This window comes from Undibacterium sp. 5I1 (assembly GCF_034314085.1).
Classification (GTDB): domain Bacteria; phylum Pseudomonadota; class Gammaproteobacteria; order Burkholderiales; family Burkholderiaceae_D; genus Undibacterium.
The window spans coordinates 561,338-577,172 of record NZ_JAVIWI010000001.1; the positions used below are offsets into that span (position 1 = coordinate 561,338).

Annotated in this window: 15 protein-coding genes; 1 reads left to right on the plus strand and 14 read right to left on the minus strand. The window is 46.6% G+C overall.

Annotated elements, in window-relative coordinates:
• Positions 1 to 4 precede the first annotated feature (4 nt).
• From RGU72_RS02365 to fliF, 14 genes are all read right to left on the minus strand, one after another.
• Positions 5 to 1,660 carry an NAD(P)H-hydrate dehydratase gene (locus RGU72_RS02365; RefSeq protein WP_322118202.1) on the minus strand — a complete coding sequence of 552 codons (1,656 nt, stop codon included), beginning with the start codon at positions 1,658 to 1,660 and terminating at the stop codon, positions 5 to 7.
• A 43-nt stretch (positions 1,661 to 1,703) separates the two neighbouring features.
• Positions 1,704 to 2,489, minus strand: a complete 786-nt coding sequence (gene fliR, locus RGU72_RS02370) for a flagellar biosynthetic protein FliR (protein WP_322118203.1) — start codon at positions 2,487 to 2,489, stop codon at positions 1,704 to 1,706.
• Between the two features lie 63 nt (positions 2,490 to 2,552).
• Complete coding sequence (gene fliQ / locus RGU72_RS02375) at positions 2,553 to 2,822, minus strand: flagellar biosynthesis protein FliQ (RefSeq protein ID WP_322118204.1); 270 nt, start codon at positions 2,820 to 2,822, stop codon at positions 2,553 to 2,555.
• A 39-nt stretch (positions 2,823 to 2,861) separates the two neighbouring features.
• Positions 2,862 to 3,608, minus strand: a complete 747-nt coding sequence (fliP, locus tag RGU72_RS02380; protein ID WP_416200147.1) for a flagellar type III secretion system pore protein FliP — start codon at positions 3,606 to 3,608, stop codon at positions 2,862 to 2,864.
• Between the two features lie 110 nt (positions 3,609 to 3,718).
• Positions 3,719 to 4,240, minus strand: a complete 522-nt coding sequence (fliO, locus tag RGU72_RS02385) for a flagellar biosynthetic protein FliO (protein ID WP_322118205.1) — start codon at positions 4,238 to 4,240, stop codon at positions 3,719 to 3,721.
• The gene (gene fliN, locus RGU72_RS02390; protein WP_322118206.1) at positions 4,237 to 4,671 is read right to left on the minus strand and encodes a flagellar motor switch protein FliN; all 435 of its coding nucleotides are present in this window, start codon (positions 4,669 to 4,671) and stop codon (positions 4,237 to 4,239) included. Before fliN ends, fliO begins: the two co-directional genes overlap by 4 nt.
• Positions 4,672 to 4,683: 12 nt before the next feature.
• Positions 4,684 to 5,679 carry a flagellar motor switch protein FliM gene (fliM, locus tag RGU72_RS02395; protein ID WP_322118207.1) on the minus strand — a complete coding sequence of 332 codons (996 nt, stop codon included), beginning with the start codon at positions 5,677 to 5,679 and terminating at the stop codon, positions 4,684 to 4,686.
• A gap of 29 nt (positions 5,680 to 5,708) precedes the next feature.
• Entirely contained in the window at positions 5,709 to 6,218 is a 510-nt protein-coding gene (gene fliL / locus RGU72_RS02400) for a flagellar basal body-associated protein FliL (RefSeq protein WP_322118208.1), read from the minus strand.
• Positions 6,219 to 6,568: 350 nt separating this feature from the next.
• Positions 6,569 to 8,659, minus strand: coding sequence for a flagellar hook-length control protein FliK (locus RGU72_RS02405; protein ID WP_322118209.1), 2,091 nt, complete (start codon positions 8,657 to 8,659; stop codon positions 6,569 to 6,571).
• A gap of 56 nt (positions 8,660 to 8,715) precedes the next feature.
• A complete protein-coding gene (fliJ, locus tag RGU72_RS02410) occupies positions 8,716 to 9,153 on the minus strand; it encodes a flagellar export protein FliJ (RefSeq protein WP_322118210.1) in 438 nt (145 codons plus the stop codon).
• A gap of 35 nt (positions 9,154 to 9,188) precedes the next feature.
• Positions 9,189 to 10,502 carry a flagellar protein export ATPase FliI gene (gene fliI, locus RGU72_RS02415; RefSeq protein ID WP_416200148.1) on the minus strand — a complete coding sequence of 438 codons (1,314 nt, stop codon included), beginning with the start codon at positions 10,500 to 10,502 and terminating at the stop codon, positions 9,189 to 9,191.
• Between the two features lie 643 nt (positions 10,503 to 11,145).
• On the minus strand, positions 11,146 to 11,844 hold the full coding sequence (locus RGU72_RS02420) for a flagellar assembly protein FliH (RefSeq protein ID WP_322118212.1): 699 nt from the start codon (positions 11,842 to 11,844) through the stop codon (positions 11,146 to 11,148).
• Positions 11,837 to 12,832, minus strand: coding sequence for a flagellar motor switch protein FliG (gene fliG / locus RGU72_RS02425; RefSeq protein ID WP_322118213.1), 996 nt, complete (start codon positions 12,830 to 12,832; stop codon positions 11,837 to 11,839). Before fliG ends, RGU72_RS02420 begins: the two co-directional genes overlap by 8 nt.
• A complete protein-coding gene (gene fliF, locus RGU72_RS02430) occupies positions 12,825 to 14,543 on the minus strand; it encodes a flagellar basal-body MS-ring/collar protein FliF (protein WP_416200149.1) in 1,719 nt (572 codons plus the stop codon). The genes fliG and fliF overlap by 8 nt, the downstream gene beginning before the upstream one ends.
• Positions 14,544 to 14,888: 345 nt before the next feature.
• Here fliF and fliE point away from each other — a divergent pair, with 345 nt between their 5' ends.
• Positions 14,889 to 15,260, plus strand: coding sequence for a flagellar hook-basal body complex protein FliE (gene fliE / locus RGU72_RS02435; protein WP_322118214.1), 372 nt, complete (start codon positions 14,889 to 14,891; stop codon positions 15,258 to 15,260).
• Positions 15,261 to 15,835 lie beyond the last annotated feature (575 nt).

Consider the following 15,835-nt stretch of genomic DNA (forward strand, 5'->3'; position numbering starts at 1 on the left):
AAGTTTAGTCATGACGGTTAATGCAGTGCCGTACCATCATAATGAGTTCGCTGGCGGTTAAGCCTACCGGACCTATACCTTGTTCTACTAGCAGATCAGCCGCTTTGCCATGCAGCCAGACCGCTAACCCTGCCGCTGCTTGCGCCGTTAATCCTTGCGCTAGCAATGCTCCGCAGATGCCTGCTAATACGTCGCCGGTTCCGCCTGCGGCTAAAGCGGGATTGCCGCTAGTGTTGATGATGATCTGCTCATCTGGTGTAGCGATGATTGTTCCCGAACCTTTTAAGATGACTGTCGCATTGAACTTATTCATCAGCTTGCGCGCACTTTGTAAGCGGTCTGCCTGTACTGCTTCTGCACTGATGCCAAGCAGCCGTGCGGCTTCTAGCGGATGTGGTGTGAGGATGGTGCGTATGGTCTGATCTATTTTGTTTGAAGTGTTTAGTGCAGTTTTAGCAGGGATGCCTGTTTTGCCCGACCTTGCATGGGCGAGTAATTGCAGCGATCCGTTATTGGCAATTAAATTCAATGCATCCGCATCAATCACGATGGCGCTGGCTTCTTGCAGGCATTGTTCCAGCAATAACCGGGCTTTATCCGATAGACCCAAGCCAGGCCCAATGACGATAGCGCAGTTTTTAAAATGCACATCGTCAGCGTTGCGGCACATTAACTCAGGATTGATCGGGTCATACGTTAGCGGAGGTATCGCCATACTGCCGATAAACACCCGACCCGCGCCACAATGCAACGCTGCACGGGAAGATAATAATGCCGCACCTGCCATTCCATCTGCACCACCAATCACAAACACATCGCCAAAATTCCCTTTATGGCTATCTTGCCTCCTTGGACTGAGTGCGGCCATCAGCGTCGCTGGATGACATAAGCGTGCTTGCGGTGTTGGATATAAAGATGGTTCAATACCCAGATCTGCAACTTTAACGATACCTGCATAATCTTTGCCTGCTGCGGTGTATAAACCTGGTTTGTTGGCGATAAAAGTAATTGTATGGGTTGCCCGCACCGCAATCCCATTTCTACCGATGACTTGACCGGTATCGGCATCTAGGCCACTAGGTACGTCGAGCGCTAGGACGGGAATTCTGGCAATTGCGGCATATTGATTGAGCTGTTGGATCAGCGCATAGGTTTTGCCCTCGATCGGACGTGTTAGCCCAATTCCAAACAAACCATCGATCACCAGTGACCAACGCTTCCCCGATGTTTGAGCTAAATAATCCAAGCCAAAAAAATGTGCCTGGCTTGATTGCGCTTGTACTAGACTCTCTTTTGCTTCCGCAGAATAGTGCTCGATTCCATGGGTGATAATGACCGATACCCTCTCGCCTGATGCGGCTAATAAATACGCTACTTGCAACGCGTCACCGCCGTTGTTGCCCGGACCTGCTAATACTAGTACGTCAATTGAATTCGAGGTCGAGCTTGCTGTTGGTTCAACGCTTGTAGGGATAGCTGGATGATTTGCAATTAAAGTTTTTGCCAGCGCTGCGGCGGCTACACCAGCGGCATGCATCAAGTTGCCTTTCGGTGAGGTCACAAGCGATGCTGATTCGATGGCACGGATTTCCTCCGTTGAATATAAGGCGCTGAAGGATATCGGCAGTGATGCTGAGGAGGAGAGAGTATCGGTCTGCATCATATAGATTTATACTAAAGAGGCGCTCGGTTGGCTTACGGGGCTAGGGATTTATCGGGAGTCCCAAAGACAGTATAGCCTCAATCGTTTTTTGGAACGAATTCTCGAACGGAATCATCCAATACGGTAGCACCATACTCAGCATTAAAAATCCGACGCCGATCGTAATCGGGAAGCCGATACCAAACAAGTTGAGTTGCGGCGCAGCGCGAGTCAAAATCCCCAACGCAATATTAGTGATCAGTAAGGCCGCAACAATGGGCAAAGACAAACGCATACCGATGCTAAAAATTTCGCCGCCCCACAACGCTAAACGTTGAAAACTAAATCCCATCGTCAACGAAGTAGAAATTGGAATCGTCTTAAAACTATCAACCAAGGTAGCAATTAGCGACAGATGTACATTTAAGGTTAAAAAAAGTAAGGTCGCCAGCAGCACCATAAACTGACTGATCGCCGATGAGCGGCCCTGGGTCTGAGGATTGAAGAACGTCGCAAAGCCTAAGCCCATAGTCAGGCCGATCACTTCACCGGCCATCTCAATACCGGCAAAGGTGACGCGCATCATAAAACCCATTGCGGAGCCGATCACAAATTGCTGCGTCAAAATCATGATCCCCGTTAGAGAGATCATGTCTACATTCTTAAGAGGGGGAATGATAGGCGTAACGATCAACGCAATCGTGATGCCAAGTACTAGCTTCACTTGCACAGGGACGCTGTTATTGCCGAAGGGAGGGGCGATCACAATTAGCCCCAAAATTCTAGTTAAAGGCCAGATAAAAGAAGCGATTAATGCGATCAGGTCATTTCCTGAAAAGGAAACCATAGGACTATCTAATTCGTAGTTGTGCTGAACGATCTGCTGAGGGACTGGCTGATGTATTAAAACTTAGCTCGCCAGAGTAGCGATGCTGGTAAACATCTCACGCATGTAATCAGTTAAAACCGACAGCATCCAAGGTCCAGCAATAATCAGGGTGACAAAAATACCGACTAACTTAGGGATGAACGACAAGGTCGTTTCATTGATCTGGGTTGCCGCCTGAAAAATACTGACGATCAAACCAATCCCAAGCGCGACTAATAACAGCGGCGCAGACACCATCAGAGTAACTTCCATTGCGTGGCGGCCGAGTGACATGACGCTATCTGGGCTCATACTTTTCCTCTTGTTTTAAAATATTTTTAATACGGTCTGCTAATAAAAACTCTGCGCCAGCGAACCAATCAATAACTGCCAGCCGTCAACCAATACAAATAGCATGAGCTTAAATGGTAATGACACGATGGCCGGCGACACCATCATCATCCCCATAGACATCAACACGCTGGCAACCACCATATCGATAATCAAAAAAGGAATAAAAATTGCAAAGCTAATCTGGAATGCAGTTTTTAATTCGCTAGTGATAAATGCGGGGATCAAAATCCGCAAAGAAACGTCTTCCGGACCTTGTAATTCTGGCGTATTTGACAGTTTTACATATAAGGCTAAATCACTTTGCCGTGTTTGTTTCATCATGAATTTTTTCAATGGCGCGACACCTTTGTCCATCGCCTCCGACATTGATATTTTATTTTCTGAAAACGGTAGGTAAGCGTCTGCATAAATTTTATCGAACACCGGTCCCATCACAAATAAAGTCAAGAACAGTGCCAAGCCAACCATTACCTGATTTGGAGGCGCTGATTGTGTTCCCAGCGCCTGACGCAACAAGGACAACACGATAATGATTCGGGTAAAGCTGGTCATCATTAACAACACCGCCGGTATAAAAGACAGCGCTGTTAAGAACAGTAATGTTTGAATACTTAAAGAGTAATTCTGTCCGCCACCTGCTGCTGGCGTAGCCGTAATTGCTTGCAGACCGTCGGTAGTTTCAGCCATGGCATGTATTGGGAGCAGGAGTGCAAGACCCAACATCAGCATCAGTGCGTAACCCATGAATACCGTTGTTGGCTTGGACATTGATGTGACAGTGCGATTGAATAAGTGAGTTATTTTCATACCGTATTGATCTTGTAGCTTAGCTGGTAACTTAGCCGATAAAAAAATCATTCTGGCGCCTTATGGTTACTGCTACTACCAATCACACCATTAATACCGTTGTTGCGCTTTTCTATCGTTTTCGCCAACCATGCCGAAAAAGGATTTGCTACCTGAGTACTCGTTTGTTTTGCCAATTGCTCTGCAACTATTTGTTCTTGTTTTGGCATGGTTGATAAGGTGGTGATCTGCTGGGCGGTTACGCCAACGACGATCCATTGGTCTGCCACTTCCACCACCATGATGCGCTCACGATTGCCAACATTGACGCCACCGATAATATTCACCGGTATTTTATTTCCAGTTACTGCCGGGCCGATTCGTTTGAACAGCCATGCGGCAAATAACATTAATGCCAGTACTGCGCCTAAGCCCAATAAAATTTGCAAAAAACCAGTTGTCGGCGAAATCGCTTTGGTTTCCGCCGATGCCCATGCCTGATCGCTGACAAACAGCAGTCCAATAAAAGTGCCGCATAGGGAACCACAAAAATAGCGATGTCGTTGCAAGTGAAAAGTGGAGCGGATCATTTATTGAGTTTGCGTATTCGTTCGGCCGGCGTCACGATATCTGTCAGGCGAATACCGAATTTATCATTCACCACCACCACCTCGCCTTGCGCTATCAGACAGCCATTGACCAGTACATCCATCGGTTCGCCGGCCATACCATCTAGCTCCACTACCGAGCCTTGTGCCAATTGCAAAAGATTTTTAATGGCGATTTTGGTTCGTCCTAATTCCACCGTGAGCTGTACCGGAATATCCAGGATGAAGTCGATATCATTATGGGTTTCGGTATGCGTGCCCTTGCCACTAAATTCTTTAAAAATAGCCGCACCACCGCCAGCAGCAGGCGGTGCACTAGCAGCCGCAGCGGCTGCCGCATCTGCCTTCTCTTGTTCTGCAATCGCCGCGCCCCAATCATCTTCACTGATTGGTGTGTCGTTAGTATCATCCATTTGTACCGTCCATTATTTTTCTCCCTGCGCTACTTCGCTGACGCTGGAGCTAATCAGCTTTTCTACACGCAAAGCATATTGACCATTAAATACACCGTATTTGCATTCCATCACTGGCGTACCATCTACCTTGGCTGACACAATATCCGGTATCGAAATCGGAATCACATCGCCCTCTTTCATATTTAAAATATCGCCCAATGTTACCTTGGCCGTGCCCAGATCGGCTACGATTTCTACTTCGGCAATTTGGATTTGTTGTGTCATCAAACGCACCCAACGCTTATCGACCTCCAGCGTTTCACCTTGCAAGCTACTGGTCAGAATATCTCTGATCGGTTCTATCATGGAGTAGGGCATGCACATATGCATTTCGCCACTGACGGGGCCAAGTTCTATCGTAAATGTAGTCGAGACAACGACCTCATTTGGGGTCGCAATATTGGCGAACTGGGTATTCATTTCGGAACGAATATATTCAAATTCAACTGGGTAAACCGGCTCCCAGGATTTGGCATAAGTTTCAAAAATAATTTCTAAAATACGCTGAATAATCCGTTGCTCAGTTTGAGTAAAATCACGCCCCTCAACCCGGGTATGAAAGCGTCCATCGCCGCCGAATAAATTATCAACTAATAAAAATACCAAGCCCGGATCCAGCACGATCAAAGAAGTACCGCGCAGGGGCTTCATGTGCGTCAGGTTGAGATTGGTCGGTACCACCAGATTACGGATAAATTCACTATATTTGGATACACGCACGGTACCGACAGATACCTCGGCACTACGGCGTAAAAAATTGAACAAACCTATCCGCAACAATCGCGCAAAACGCTCGTTGATGATCTCCAGCGTTGGCATACGTCCGCGGACAATACGCTCTTGGGTCGCAAGGTTATACGGGCGGACACCTGAGGTGTCCTCCTGCGATTGAGAGTCATCCTGATCTCCCGTGACACCCTTAAGTAGGGCATCAACTTCTTCCTGTGAGAGAAAATTATCAGACATAGTTTATTGGCGTACTTTTAAAATACTATTTATTGAATGACAAACGAAGTGAAGTACACATCACTTGCTTTTTGCGGCTCACCTTTTGGGGCGAATGGTAAATTCACTTGTTCGATAATTTCTTCAACCAGTTTTTTCTTGCCATCACCAGTCAGTATCTCGTTGGAGTCTTTGCTGGACAGTAACATTAATAACCTGCTGCGCACCTGTGGCATATTGGTTTTGATCAAATTAACTTGTTCTTCGTCCGGCACTTTGAGCGTCATACTCACTTGCAAATATTTATCTCCAGCATCCGATTGGAGGTTGACCGTGAATGGCTCTAATGCCAAAAATACCGGTGCTTTGGCAGGCTCTGCTTTGTGTTCTTTTTCTTTAGAAGGGGCATTCTTTTTCGCTAAAAATATGGCAGCACCGCCACCGACGCCACCCAATACCAGAACACCTGCTACGATCATAATAATCAGTTTTTTCTTAGACTTTTTGACTGGTGGCGCATCTGCTGCTACTGCTGCAGGCTTCGCTGGTGCTTTCGACATTTTTTTCCTCTCGCTGGATGTGCCATAAAGGCACATTGCATGTATTAGGCCATTATCTGTAATTATTTATCGATCTCATCTGCGAAAAAGAGGGGCTATTTCAGACCATCTCTCTCATTTCAGATGAATTACCACTAAATTAGTTTAAATTTATAGCGTAGCGCATGAGTTTGCACCAACTATCTTTTCAGGACTGACGCAAAATCGCCTCAAATGGCATGCAGCGCTGATGATTACTCAAGTACTGTCTGAATCGCTCAGCTCTTGTGAGAGCAATTTTGTATAAATCCATCTATCGCATTCTACATGCTTAACTTACTTGAATTCTCAGATGAATTCTTCGATGAGTTTTAAGCAAAAGTATCAACTATGCCAACTGGAGTTGATGCGTTAGTTTTGGTGGATGTCAGGCTGGAGATGCCTGATTCATTGGATGATGTCTGTGAGTTATTCGATCTTTGCGAGCCAGGTCGCCCGTCTTGAGGCGTGTTTCCTTGCTGGAATGACTGTGAGTTGACAGAAAAATTAGATAACTGCATTCCCGCATCACTCATCATTTCGCGTAGTCTTGGCAAAGCAGCTTCTAAAGCTGCTCTGACATCTGGCTGAGCCGATGTAAAGGTCGCGCTAGCCTGATCGTTGTTGACGCTTAATACGACGCGTAATGGCCCTAGATCAGGTGGATTCAACGTCAGCTCCGCAGTTTGCTGACCGCCCGCGACCATCCAGACTACTTTTTGTCCCACGGCCTGATCCCATGCCGGGCTGCCGACTCGTGGCGCGAGATGTTCTGCTGCAGCGCCTGCAGCGGAATTAGTACTTACCGCTAATTGTTGAGCGAAGCTCTGAGGCGCTGGTGCTATTGCAACCGCTGTATCTTGCATTTTCTCAAGTCCGGCAGTTTTTATAGCTGAGTTATTTTCGATCGCATTAGTAATCGTATTGGTTATTTGTGACGCCACAGTTTTTTGGGATTTGTCTTCTGTAATGGCATTGCTATTATTGAGCGCGGACTTAGTATTTTTGATATTTTGCTGCGCAGTCCCCTGCGTTATCGAGGCAACACCTGATGCGCTATCTAGTGATTTTTCTGTTCCGGGTAATTTTACGCCGATACTGTTTTGTATCGCGTCAATATTTGTCGGTACATCAGATGTGAGCGTTTTATCGGCGGCGACCGAATTGCCCGTATCAATTTTAACTATATTAATCTTAACTATATCAATTTTGTCCTTGTCAATTTTCGTAAGGTTTGCATTCTGTACTTGATTGTAAATTGGTAAGACGCTTGTGGCGGCTTCGGCTACAAATGATATTTGTGTTTTATCGCCGATAACAGGATTGCCCTCATCACTGACTATTTCATTGGCATTGATACTTTGTTTTTGTACATTACCGTTTGTAATTGGAAATGATGTTTTTGTCGAATCGGATGCAGATAAATTTGTTGATACAGGTACTTTATCTGAGGTAACTAAGTTAATACTTGGCGTTGCCAATATCTTTTCCGATGTTGGCGCTGCGGTTTGGATTACATCAGATACAGATAAATTTATTGATACAGGTGTTTTATCAGCAGCAACACCCGGTGTCGCAAGGGTAGTGTCTGATACCAATAATTTTGTCGGTATCAATGTTTTATCAATAGCAGTGTTGCCAGAGGTCTCTGTTGTTAGACCGCTGTTTGCTGGCGCGCTGCCTCGCATTGCGGCTTGGCCGGGAGTAATTTGCTCCGCTGTCGCATTCGCCGATGCAGGAGGCGTCGATTTTGCCGCATCACCTGCAATTAGCTTACCGTCTGCACCTGCTGTTAGCTCCGCTGTTGATGCAAGTTCGTTTTTACTTATTTTTACTTTAGATAAATCACTGGTTTGAATTTGTTTTTTCGAATTAATATCTTTGTTCATTACATCTGAACTTTTATTCAATGAAACCGACCCCGTCCCAAGCTCGTTACCGTTAATTTTGTTGTCGGTAGTATCGATCTTGGAATTAGCGTCTATCACCAAGTTTTGCGTATTGTCTTTCGCTGTAGCGTCAACTTTTTTCAGATCTGTTGCAAGTTGTCCCACGCTACCGACAAAAGCAAGTAGCTGCACATTATTTGATTGATCTGCTTTGACTGCATTGGTTTGATCTTCTGTTGCGTCTTGATTTTTTTGAAGGGTTTTGCCCGTGTCTTTGAGTGTTTTTGAGTCTACTGGAGTTGCCGCTGTGGTCGTATTAACTAGATTTGCTGTCTGTTGTGGCTGTTGCGACTGATCCTGAGGATTTGCTTTGGGTGTGGTTTGAGTGGTTTGCGCACTCTTACTATTTTGTTGAGAAATTTCTTTATTTAATACTTGGTTAAACGGCGTAACCGCCGATGCACTACTGGCGCTGGCAGATTTGGCGGAGCTTTGCAAATTGTCAGTCGAGGTGGGGATAATTGCCGTTTGCATGATGTCACCAAAAAAATAATACAAAAATAAAGTTGTTCTAACTTAGTCTCTCAGTGCTATGACTTATAAAAGAATGCTCTTGCTGCATGTTCATCTGTTTGCTTTTGATCTTGCTTGGCTTCTTTTTTCTGCACGCTCACTTTGGCGCGCTTGTCTAAAATTCCGTAAGAGAGCCGTTTTTTTTCATGTTCTTGCCATTGGTTGCGCGCTATTTTGATTCTGTTGGACGCGTCCGCAACAATTTTCTTTTGCCCATCGACTGCCGTGTCCAGTTTATTGATGAAGGATTGAAAATTGCTGTACTGGGCAATACTTAAACCTTGTGCTGCACTGTTTTGAAAACGGTTAATGTAATCCTCCCGATACTGCGACAGCAAGGCTAGCTGCTTCTCAGAGTCCTCATGAGCACGTATCGTTTTGCCTAAATATTTGGCAGCCTCTTCGGTATCTCTTTCCGCAATCTCTATGAGTGTGCTAATAGGGGATTTTTGCATTGTCTCTGTTTATTATAGTCAGCTAAAACAAGAGTCTATCCCCCGAACAGAGCAGAAAGTCCCTGCAAGCTCTCGGGTATGGTGGATTTTTCATTGATATCTTGTTGCAAAAAAGCATTAATTTGAGGATACAGGCGAATCGCGTCGTCTAGCAGTGGATCTGATCCGGCCGAATACGCACCGACGCTGATGAGGTCGCGGCTACGCTGGTATCTTGAATACAGCTGTTTAAGACGGCGCGCTAACTTTTGATGTTCTGGCGAGGTAATGCTATGCATGGCGCGGCTAATCGATTGTTCAATATCAATCGCCGGGTAATGTCCGCTCTCTGCCAAACCACGGTCCAGCACAATATGTCCGTCAAGAATCGCTCTGGCTGCGTCGGCAATCGGGTCTTGCTGATCATCGCCTTCGGTCAATACGGTGTAAAAAGCGGTGATAGAGCCGCCGCCATCCACACCATTACCAGCGCGCTCAACTAAAATCGGCAATTTTGCAAATACCGACGGCGGGTAGCCTTTGGTCGCTGGTGGCTCGCCAATCGCCAAGGCGATTTCCCGTTGTGCCATGGCATAGCGGGTAAGTGAATCCATAATCAGCAAAACACTTTTGCCTTGGTCACGGAAATACTCTGCAATGGTCGTCGCGTACGCCGCACCTTGTAAGCGCAGCAAGGGTGGTGCATCTGCCGGTGCGGCAACGACGACGGCGCGCGCGAGGCCTTCTTCCCCTAGAATTTGCTCGATAAATTCTTTAACCTCCCGGCCACGTTCACCAATCAGTCCCACCACGATAACGTCAGCAGTGGTGTAACGCGCCATCATGCCAAGTAATACGCTTTTACCGACGCCAGAGCCCGCGAACAAGCCAAGACGCTGACCGCGCCCGACGCTCAACATACTATTAATCGCGCGCACGCCGACATCCAGTTTTTCAGTAATTGGCGAGCGTAATAATGGGTTGTAAATCCGCGCGCCTAACGGAGCGGATTCGGTCGTCATCAGCGGGCCTAGCGTATCCAGAGGTTTGCCGTTACCGTCTAAAACACGACCTAATAATTGCCAGCCGACAGGCAAATGCCGGGTGCGGTCGCTGGGGCGGCGTCTTGGGTGCTTGGCGTCGCCGTGATACTGATCCTCCTCGGCATACACCAGTGTGCCTGGTGTAACGCCGCTTAGGTCGCTATGTGGCATTAAAAATAGACGATCACCATCAAAGCCGACGACTTCGGCATCAATGATGGCGCCACCTTGTAAGTGAACAGTACAGGCGCTGCCGACCGGGAGCTTGAGGCCAACCGCCTCCATCACCAGACCGGTCACTTTGGTCACGCGACCGGACACCAGCATCGGCTTCACATCGGCAATTTGTTGTTTGCCGTTACTAAGCAGTTTTTGCCATGAGTCTGAAAGTGCTGCTTGCATGATGTTTTTATTGGCTGATGTAAGAGAGTGATGACTAAGCAATGAAACTACGGTTTATTCAAATACAGGGCTTACTCAAAACTGCCCTAGCTGCGTCGTTGGTACTTAAACCCAGATTTTCCATTAGACCGCTATCACTTAGTAGAAACTCAGGCGGCATGCGCTGTTCAGAGAAATAGTACCACCGCGATTTGAGTGCGAGCGCTACAGCGACAAGTGTGCCTTTGGCGAACTGCCTGGCGTTGTTGCTCCTCCTAGTAAGATGCAGCTTGCGTCGTCGTCGCGTCTAGCCAGTCAGTCCGCCAAAGGCACACTTGTCGCTGTTCCAATTGAAAATCTGGGTTAAAGGCGCTCTTCGTCGCCACTCCTTGCCGGAACAATTTTGCGTTAGTCCTAAGACAAATATTGAAGCTTAAAAAAACAATGGTTTTAATATACTCCCCATTATTTTTACTAAAAATGCCGTATTGCCCAGACTTTGTATGGACAACTAAAATATACGGAATGGGAGTATATATATTTACTCCATTAAATCTAAGTCCGAATTGAAGCCTTAATTTAAGTCAACCTATTCAGCCGTCGTTTTTTTCAATACGGCCGTCAAGCGATCCCAGCGTGTGGCTAAAGTCGCATCGACACTATTTTGTCCGGTTTCTAAACGGCAGCCGCCGCGTTCAATATGATAATCGGCAGTGACCCGCCAGCCAGTTTTGCTTAACTCTTCACCGATGCGATTTTTTAAGATGTCGGCGTCTTCTGGGTTGACCATAATTTGCGCCGGTTGCTGCACCGAGGGCAGTTGATCGATGGCTTCTTGCACGATGGGCAAAATCACTTCTGGATCAATCGCTATGCGCACTTTTAACATCGCCTCTGCCAACTCTATCGCCAGACTCAGCAAGTCCTTACCCATCACTGCGCTGGCAGCAGAAATTTGCTCGGCAGTGCTGCTGATTAGTTGCTTCATCTGTTCTACCTGGACATCAATCTCAGCTTTACTGGCGGCGAAGCCAGCGTCTTTGCCTTCTTGTAATCCGACCAGATAAGCCTCCTGGTAACCGGCTGCATAGGCTTCGCGGCTCGTGATTTCTTTGAGCTTGGCCAGCTCTTCACGATTGATTCTGGCGGCCAGGTTGGTAGCTACTTGTTGCTCTGCTACATGGGCCGGACGCTCATCGCCGAAGGATGCCATTTCCCAGCGCTGGAAAGCGGACATCTGCCCCTTGGGGAGGTTTTTTGGCGGTATTTTTTCAGTCACATCAGACATACGAATCTTCGCCTTTTGCGCCTAACATGATCTGGCCTTCGTCCGCCAGACGCCGCACAATCAAGAGAATTTGTTTTTGCTGGGTTTCGACTTCTGACAGACGAACTGGCCCTTTGGACTCTAAATCTTCGCGCATCATTTCTGCCGCACGTTGCGACATATTTTTGAAGATTTTTTCCCGCATGTCAGGGTTGGCACCTTTGAGTGCGATGATCAGAGAATCGGACTGTACTTCGCGCAGCAGCAACTGTATGCCTTTGTCGTCAATCTCCAGAATGTTATCGAAGACAAACATCTCATCCATGATTTTTTCGGCCATATCGCCATCATATTTGCGTAAATTCTCCATCACTGAGGCTTCATTATCGCCACTCATAAAGTTGAGAATTTCTGCTGCTGCACGCACGCCACCAATAGATTTTTTCTTCAGACTCTCATTGCCGGTGAGGAGTTTAGTCAGTACATCATTTAATTCGCGCAGAGCTGCTGGCTGGATACCGTCCAGCGTTGCAATACGCAGTACGACGTCATTACGCAAACGCTCGGTAAAGTTATTTAAAATTTCGCATGCCTGATCACTTTCCAGATGCACCAGGATGGTTGCAATAATTTGTGGATGTTCGTTCTTGATCAGATCGGCGACTGACGGGGAGTCCATCCATTTCAGACTTTCTATCCCGCTGGCATCCTTGCCACCCAGAATACGGTTGAGCAGGGAGGATGCTTTGTCGTCACCCAAGGCCTTGGTCAGTACATTGCGGATGTATTCATCCGAGTCCAGACCGACTGATGAACTGATGTCAGCTGCCGCTTTAAACTGCTCTAGCACTTTGGCAATACTTTCATGTGGAATCGCACCGATGGTCGCCATGGCGGCACCGATTTTTTGTACCTCGCGCGGGCCAAGGTACTTCATGACTTCTGCCGCACCATCTTCACCCAGTGCCAGCATCAGTGTTGCTGCTCTTTGTACGCCGTCGTCACTCATTGCTCACCCATGTTTTAATCACATTTGCTACGATTTTAGGATCACTGCTAGCCAATTGCTTTGCCATGTCCAGATTGATATCGTAACCAGAACTTTGTTTTGCTGCGTTGGCCGTCTCTTCATTTGATTTCGACAGGTTAACGATCGCGGCTTCTTCCTCTTCCTGAGCGGCTAATTCTGCGGCTTCTTCCCGCTCTTTTGCCCGTGCTTCTGCGGCTTTTTGTGCCTTGGTTTTGGTTTCTTTGCCCATAATTTTGTAGAGCATCGGGCGCAGATAACCAAAGAACAGATATAGCAGCACAAGCCCAGTCAAAATATATTTACCGATGTCTTTTGCCATTTGCAACATATCTGGCTGATTCCATAGCGGTGCTTCTACTATAGTTTCTTTTTGTGGTCCGGCAAATGGGCTGTTGACAACATTCAGCGTATCGCCACGATCTTTGTTGAATCCCATGGCTTCTCTGATCAGATCAGTTAGTTGAGTTTTTTCTATATCGCTTAATGGTTTGGTCGTGACTTTGCCATTTTTGTCTGTCTCGCTCTTGTAGTTAATTACGACCGCTACTGAGATGCGCTTAACGCCACCCATAGGCTGTTGAGTGTAGCGCAAGGTTTTATCGACCTCGTAATTTACGGTCGAGTCTTTTTGCACCAGACCGCTAGCCGCCGCATTGCTAGCCGCTGCCGCTGCGCTGGCAGTAATCGGGGCGATGGCTGGCACTGGTGGCTGATTTGTCAATGCACCTGGAATGCCCGACGCATTCGCTGTCTTGTTATAGCTTTCATTCGACTGCACGCTGCGGATGGTAGAAGCCTCTGGCGGTGAATTAGGGCGATAAGTTTCGGCTGCTTGTTCGGTGCGCGAGAAGTCGATATCGGCAGTTGCTTCTGCTCTGACATTGTTGGGGCCAACGATAGGCGTGACAATAGACTCTATCCGCTTGATGATATTTTGCTGAAAATCTTGCACGTATTTGAGTTGTGCCGGATCAAGACCGTTATTGGCCATTTGCTTGTTAGGGTCAGAGAGCAAATTACCGTTTTGATCGACGATGGTGACATTGGCCGCGACCAGTTCAGGTACGCTGCTGGCAACCAGATGCAGTACCGCGCTGACTTGCTGCTGATCGAGAGTGCGCCCAGGGTATAAATTTAGTAAGACAGAGGCGGTTGGTTTCTGTTGTTCTCTGATAAAAACCGAGGATTTTGGCATCGCCAGATGCACGCGCGCCGCTTGCACTGCGGAAATGGCTTGAATCGAGCGTGCTAATTCGCCTTCTAGTGCCCGTTGAAAATTAACTTGTTCTAAAAATTGAGAAATACCTAATTTTTGGTTTTCCATTAATTCAAAGCCGACATTGCCGCCTTTTGGCAAACCTTGCGCCGCCAATTTTAGACGTGCATCATGGACTTGGTTGGCCGGGACCAGAATCGCGCCGCCGCCATCGGAATATTTATACGGCACGTTCATCTGTTGTAGTGAGGCGACAATTGCGCCGCCATCTCTGTCAGTGAAGTTAGAAAACAAGACTTTGTAATCGGGAGTTTGGCTCCATAGCCAGACGCCAACCATGATCGCTAAGGTAATCGCGACACCTACAGATAACAAAACGGTCCTCATCCCAGGTGTCTGTGGGATACCCAAAATAGTAGGGAATGCCGGTGATACAGTTGCGGGCGCAGGGGAGATGCCACCGCCGCCCAGCATAGTTTCATTCGCGGTTGCCATGGCGTGCCTTGTAGTGAGCTTGTTTCAAAAAAATCTGCTGCATATCAAATCCGTTTAAATTTGTTTTAACCATAGATGAATATTTTGATGCATATATGGTTTTTTCCTTGATAGCGATTGTGCTGTTCTTTTTGAAAATCAATCTTAAGAAGAAGCTGTCTTTACACCTTCTTATCAAAGTTATGTGATTTGTAAGCGGTGTTAAGGTAACGCGGTGGATGATGTGGCCAGCCTACGCTGTTTTTACATCTTCTCAGGTTAGTACAGAATGAAGGACAGGATCAAATACGGATCTATTGTGGATGGATTGTTTGGGAGTCAGTGATGAAAATAGGTGGAATCGATAATAGCCAAATTACGGCAATGGTGGCGCAATTAAAAGCCGCCGCAGCACGGATGGAATCGTCTGCGCCGGTTGCTGGCACAGGTGCGAGCGTAGGTTTGAGCGCAGGTGCAAGCACTGCTCCGGCAAAACTGGATTTTGCAGATGCTCTTAAAGGTGCTCTTGATCAAGTCAATGCTACTGGCGCCAAGGCGGAAGAAGTCGGTAAGCAATTTACGATGGGTAGCGACAACGTCGGTTTATCTGACGTCATGATTTCCATGCAAAAAGCCAATATCTCTTTTCAGGCGGCGGTGCAGGTCAGAAACAGGCTGGTTTCAGCCTATCATGACATTATGAATATGCAAATATAAGCTGGTGGATTTTGCTACATGCGAACTGTCGGTGATGTATGCTAAACATAAAAATAAGGGGAGTATGTCGATAAATTGCCTCGTTGATGAGGTTTTAATTGGACAATTAAATATACTGTATTGAGTATATTGCATTTAAATCGGACAATTTTAGCTTAAAAGTTGTCTGAGGAATCTTAGTTCTTAACATTCGCAATCCCAAAAATACATCCCTCAAATCCCCGTTTATGCGGGGATTTTTTTCGTTTGTCATCGTTGTTTGGCGGTAGAAGTAGCATCAATAAACGCCTGAGTTGAATTTGGCATACTATAAATCGCTGTCAACAGTATTAGCTTTCTTATTCCTAGCTCAATCAGCACAGCAGCTAATTAAGGTTGTAAGGGGTGTTGGTAAGATGGTTCTGGTTTCTTTGGATGACATAGTGCGATGAGTTTGAAGAGACGTGTCGAAAATTTGTCTTAATTGGTCTTAGTATGTCGTTAATCCAGTTTTCATAGTTAAAACTAATCGATTACATAATTTAAATTGAGTTGACCTATCAATATTCGATCTCTAGAATCAATTTGGTAGTAGA

Coding starts and splice junctions, on each gene's coding strand:
- RGU72_RS02405 (WP_322118209.1), bottom strand. CDS start 8,659: ATGCAAACGGCAATTATCCCCACCTCGACTGACAATTTGCAAAGCTCC.
- fliJ (WP_322118210.1), bottom strand. CDS start 9,153: ATGCAAAAATCCCCTATTAGCACACTCATAGAGATTGCGGAAAGAGAT.
- fliN (WP_322118206.1), bottom strand. CDS start 4,671: ATGGATGATACTAACGACACACCAATCAGTGAAGATGATTGGGGCGCG.
- fliG (WP_322118213.1), bottom strand. CDS start 12,832: ATGAGTGACGACGGCGTACAAAGAGCAGCAACACTGATGCTGGCACTG.
- fliI (WP_416200148.1), bottom strand. CDS start 10,502: ATGCTGGTGTCCGGTCGCGTGACCAAAGTGACCGGTCTGGTGATGGAG.
- fliR (WP_322118203.1), bottom strand. CDS start 2,489: ATGGTTTCCTTTTCAGGAAATGACCTGATCGCATTAATCGCTTCTTTT.
- RGU72_RS02420 (WP_322118212.1), bottom strand. CDS start 11,844: ATGTCTGATGTGACTGAAAAAATACCGCCAAAAAACCTCCCCAAGGGG.
- fliP (WP_416200147.1), bottom strand. CDS start 3,608: ATGGGTTACGCACTGATGCTGATGTTGGGTCTTGCACTCCTGCTCCCA.
- fliE (WP_322118214.1), top strand. CDS start 14,889: ATGAAAATAGGTGGAATCGATAATAGCCAAATTACGGCAATGGTGGCG.
- fliO (WP_322118205.1), bottom strand. CDS start 4,240: ATGATCCGCTCCACTTTTCACTTGCAACGACATCGCTATTTTTGTGGT.
- RGU72_RS02365 (WP_322118202.1), bottom strand. CDS start 1,660: ATGCAGACCGATACTCTCTCCTCCTCAGCATCACTGCCGATATCCTTC.
- fliQ (WP_322118204.1), bottom strand. CDS start 2,822: ATGAGCCCAGATAGCGTCATGTCACTCGGCCGCCACGCAATGGAAGTT.
- fliM (WP_322118207.1), bottom strand. CDS start 5,679: ATGTCTGATAATTTTCTCTCACAGGAAGAAGTTGATGCCCTACTTAAG.
- fliF (WP_416200149.1), bottom strand. CDS start 14,543: ATGCTGGGCGGCGGTGGCATCTCCCCTGCGCCCGCAACTGTATCACCG.
- fliL (WP_322118208.1), bottom strand. CDS start 6,218: ATGTCGAAAGCACCAGCGAAGCCTGCAGCAGTAGCAGCAGATGCGCCA.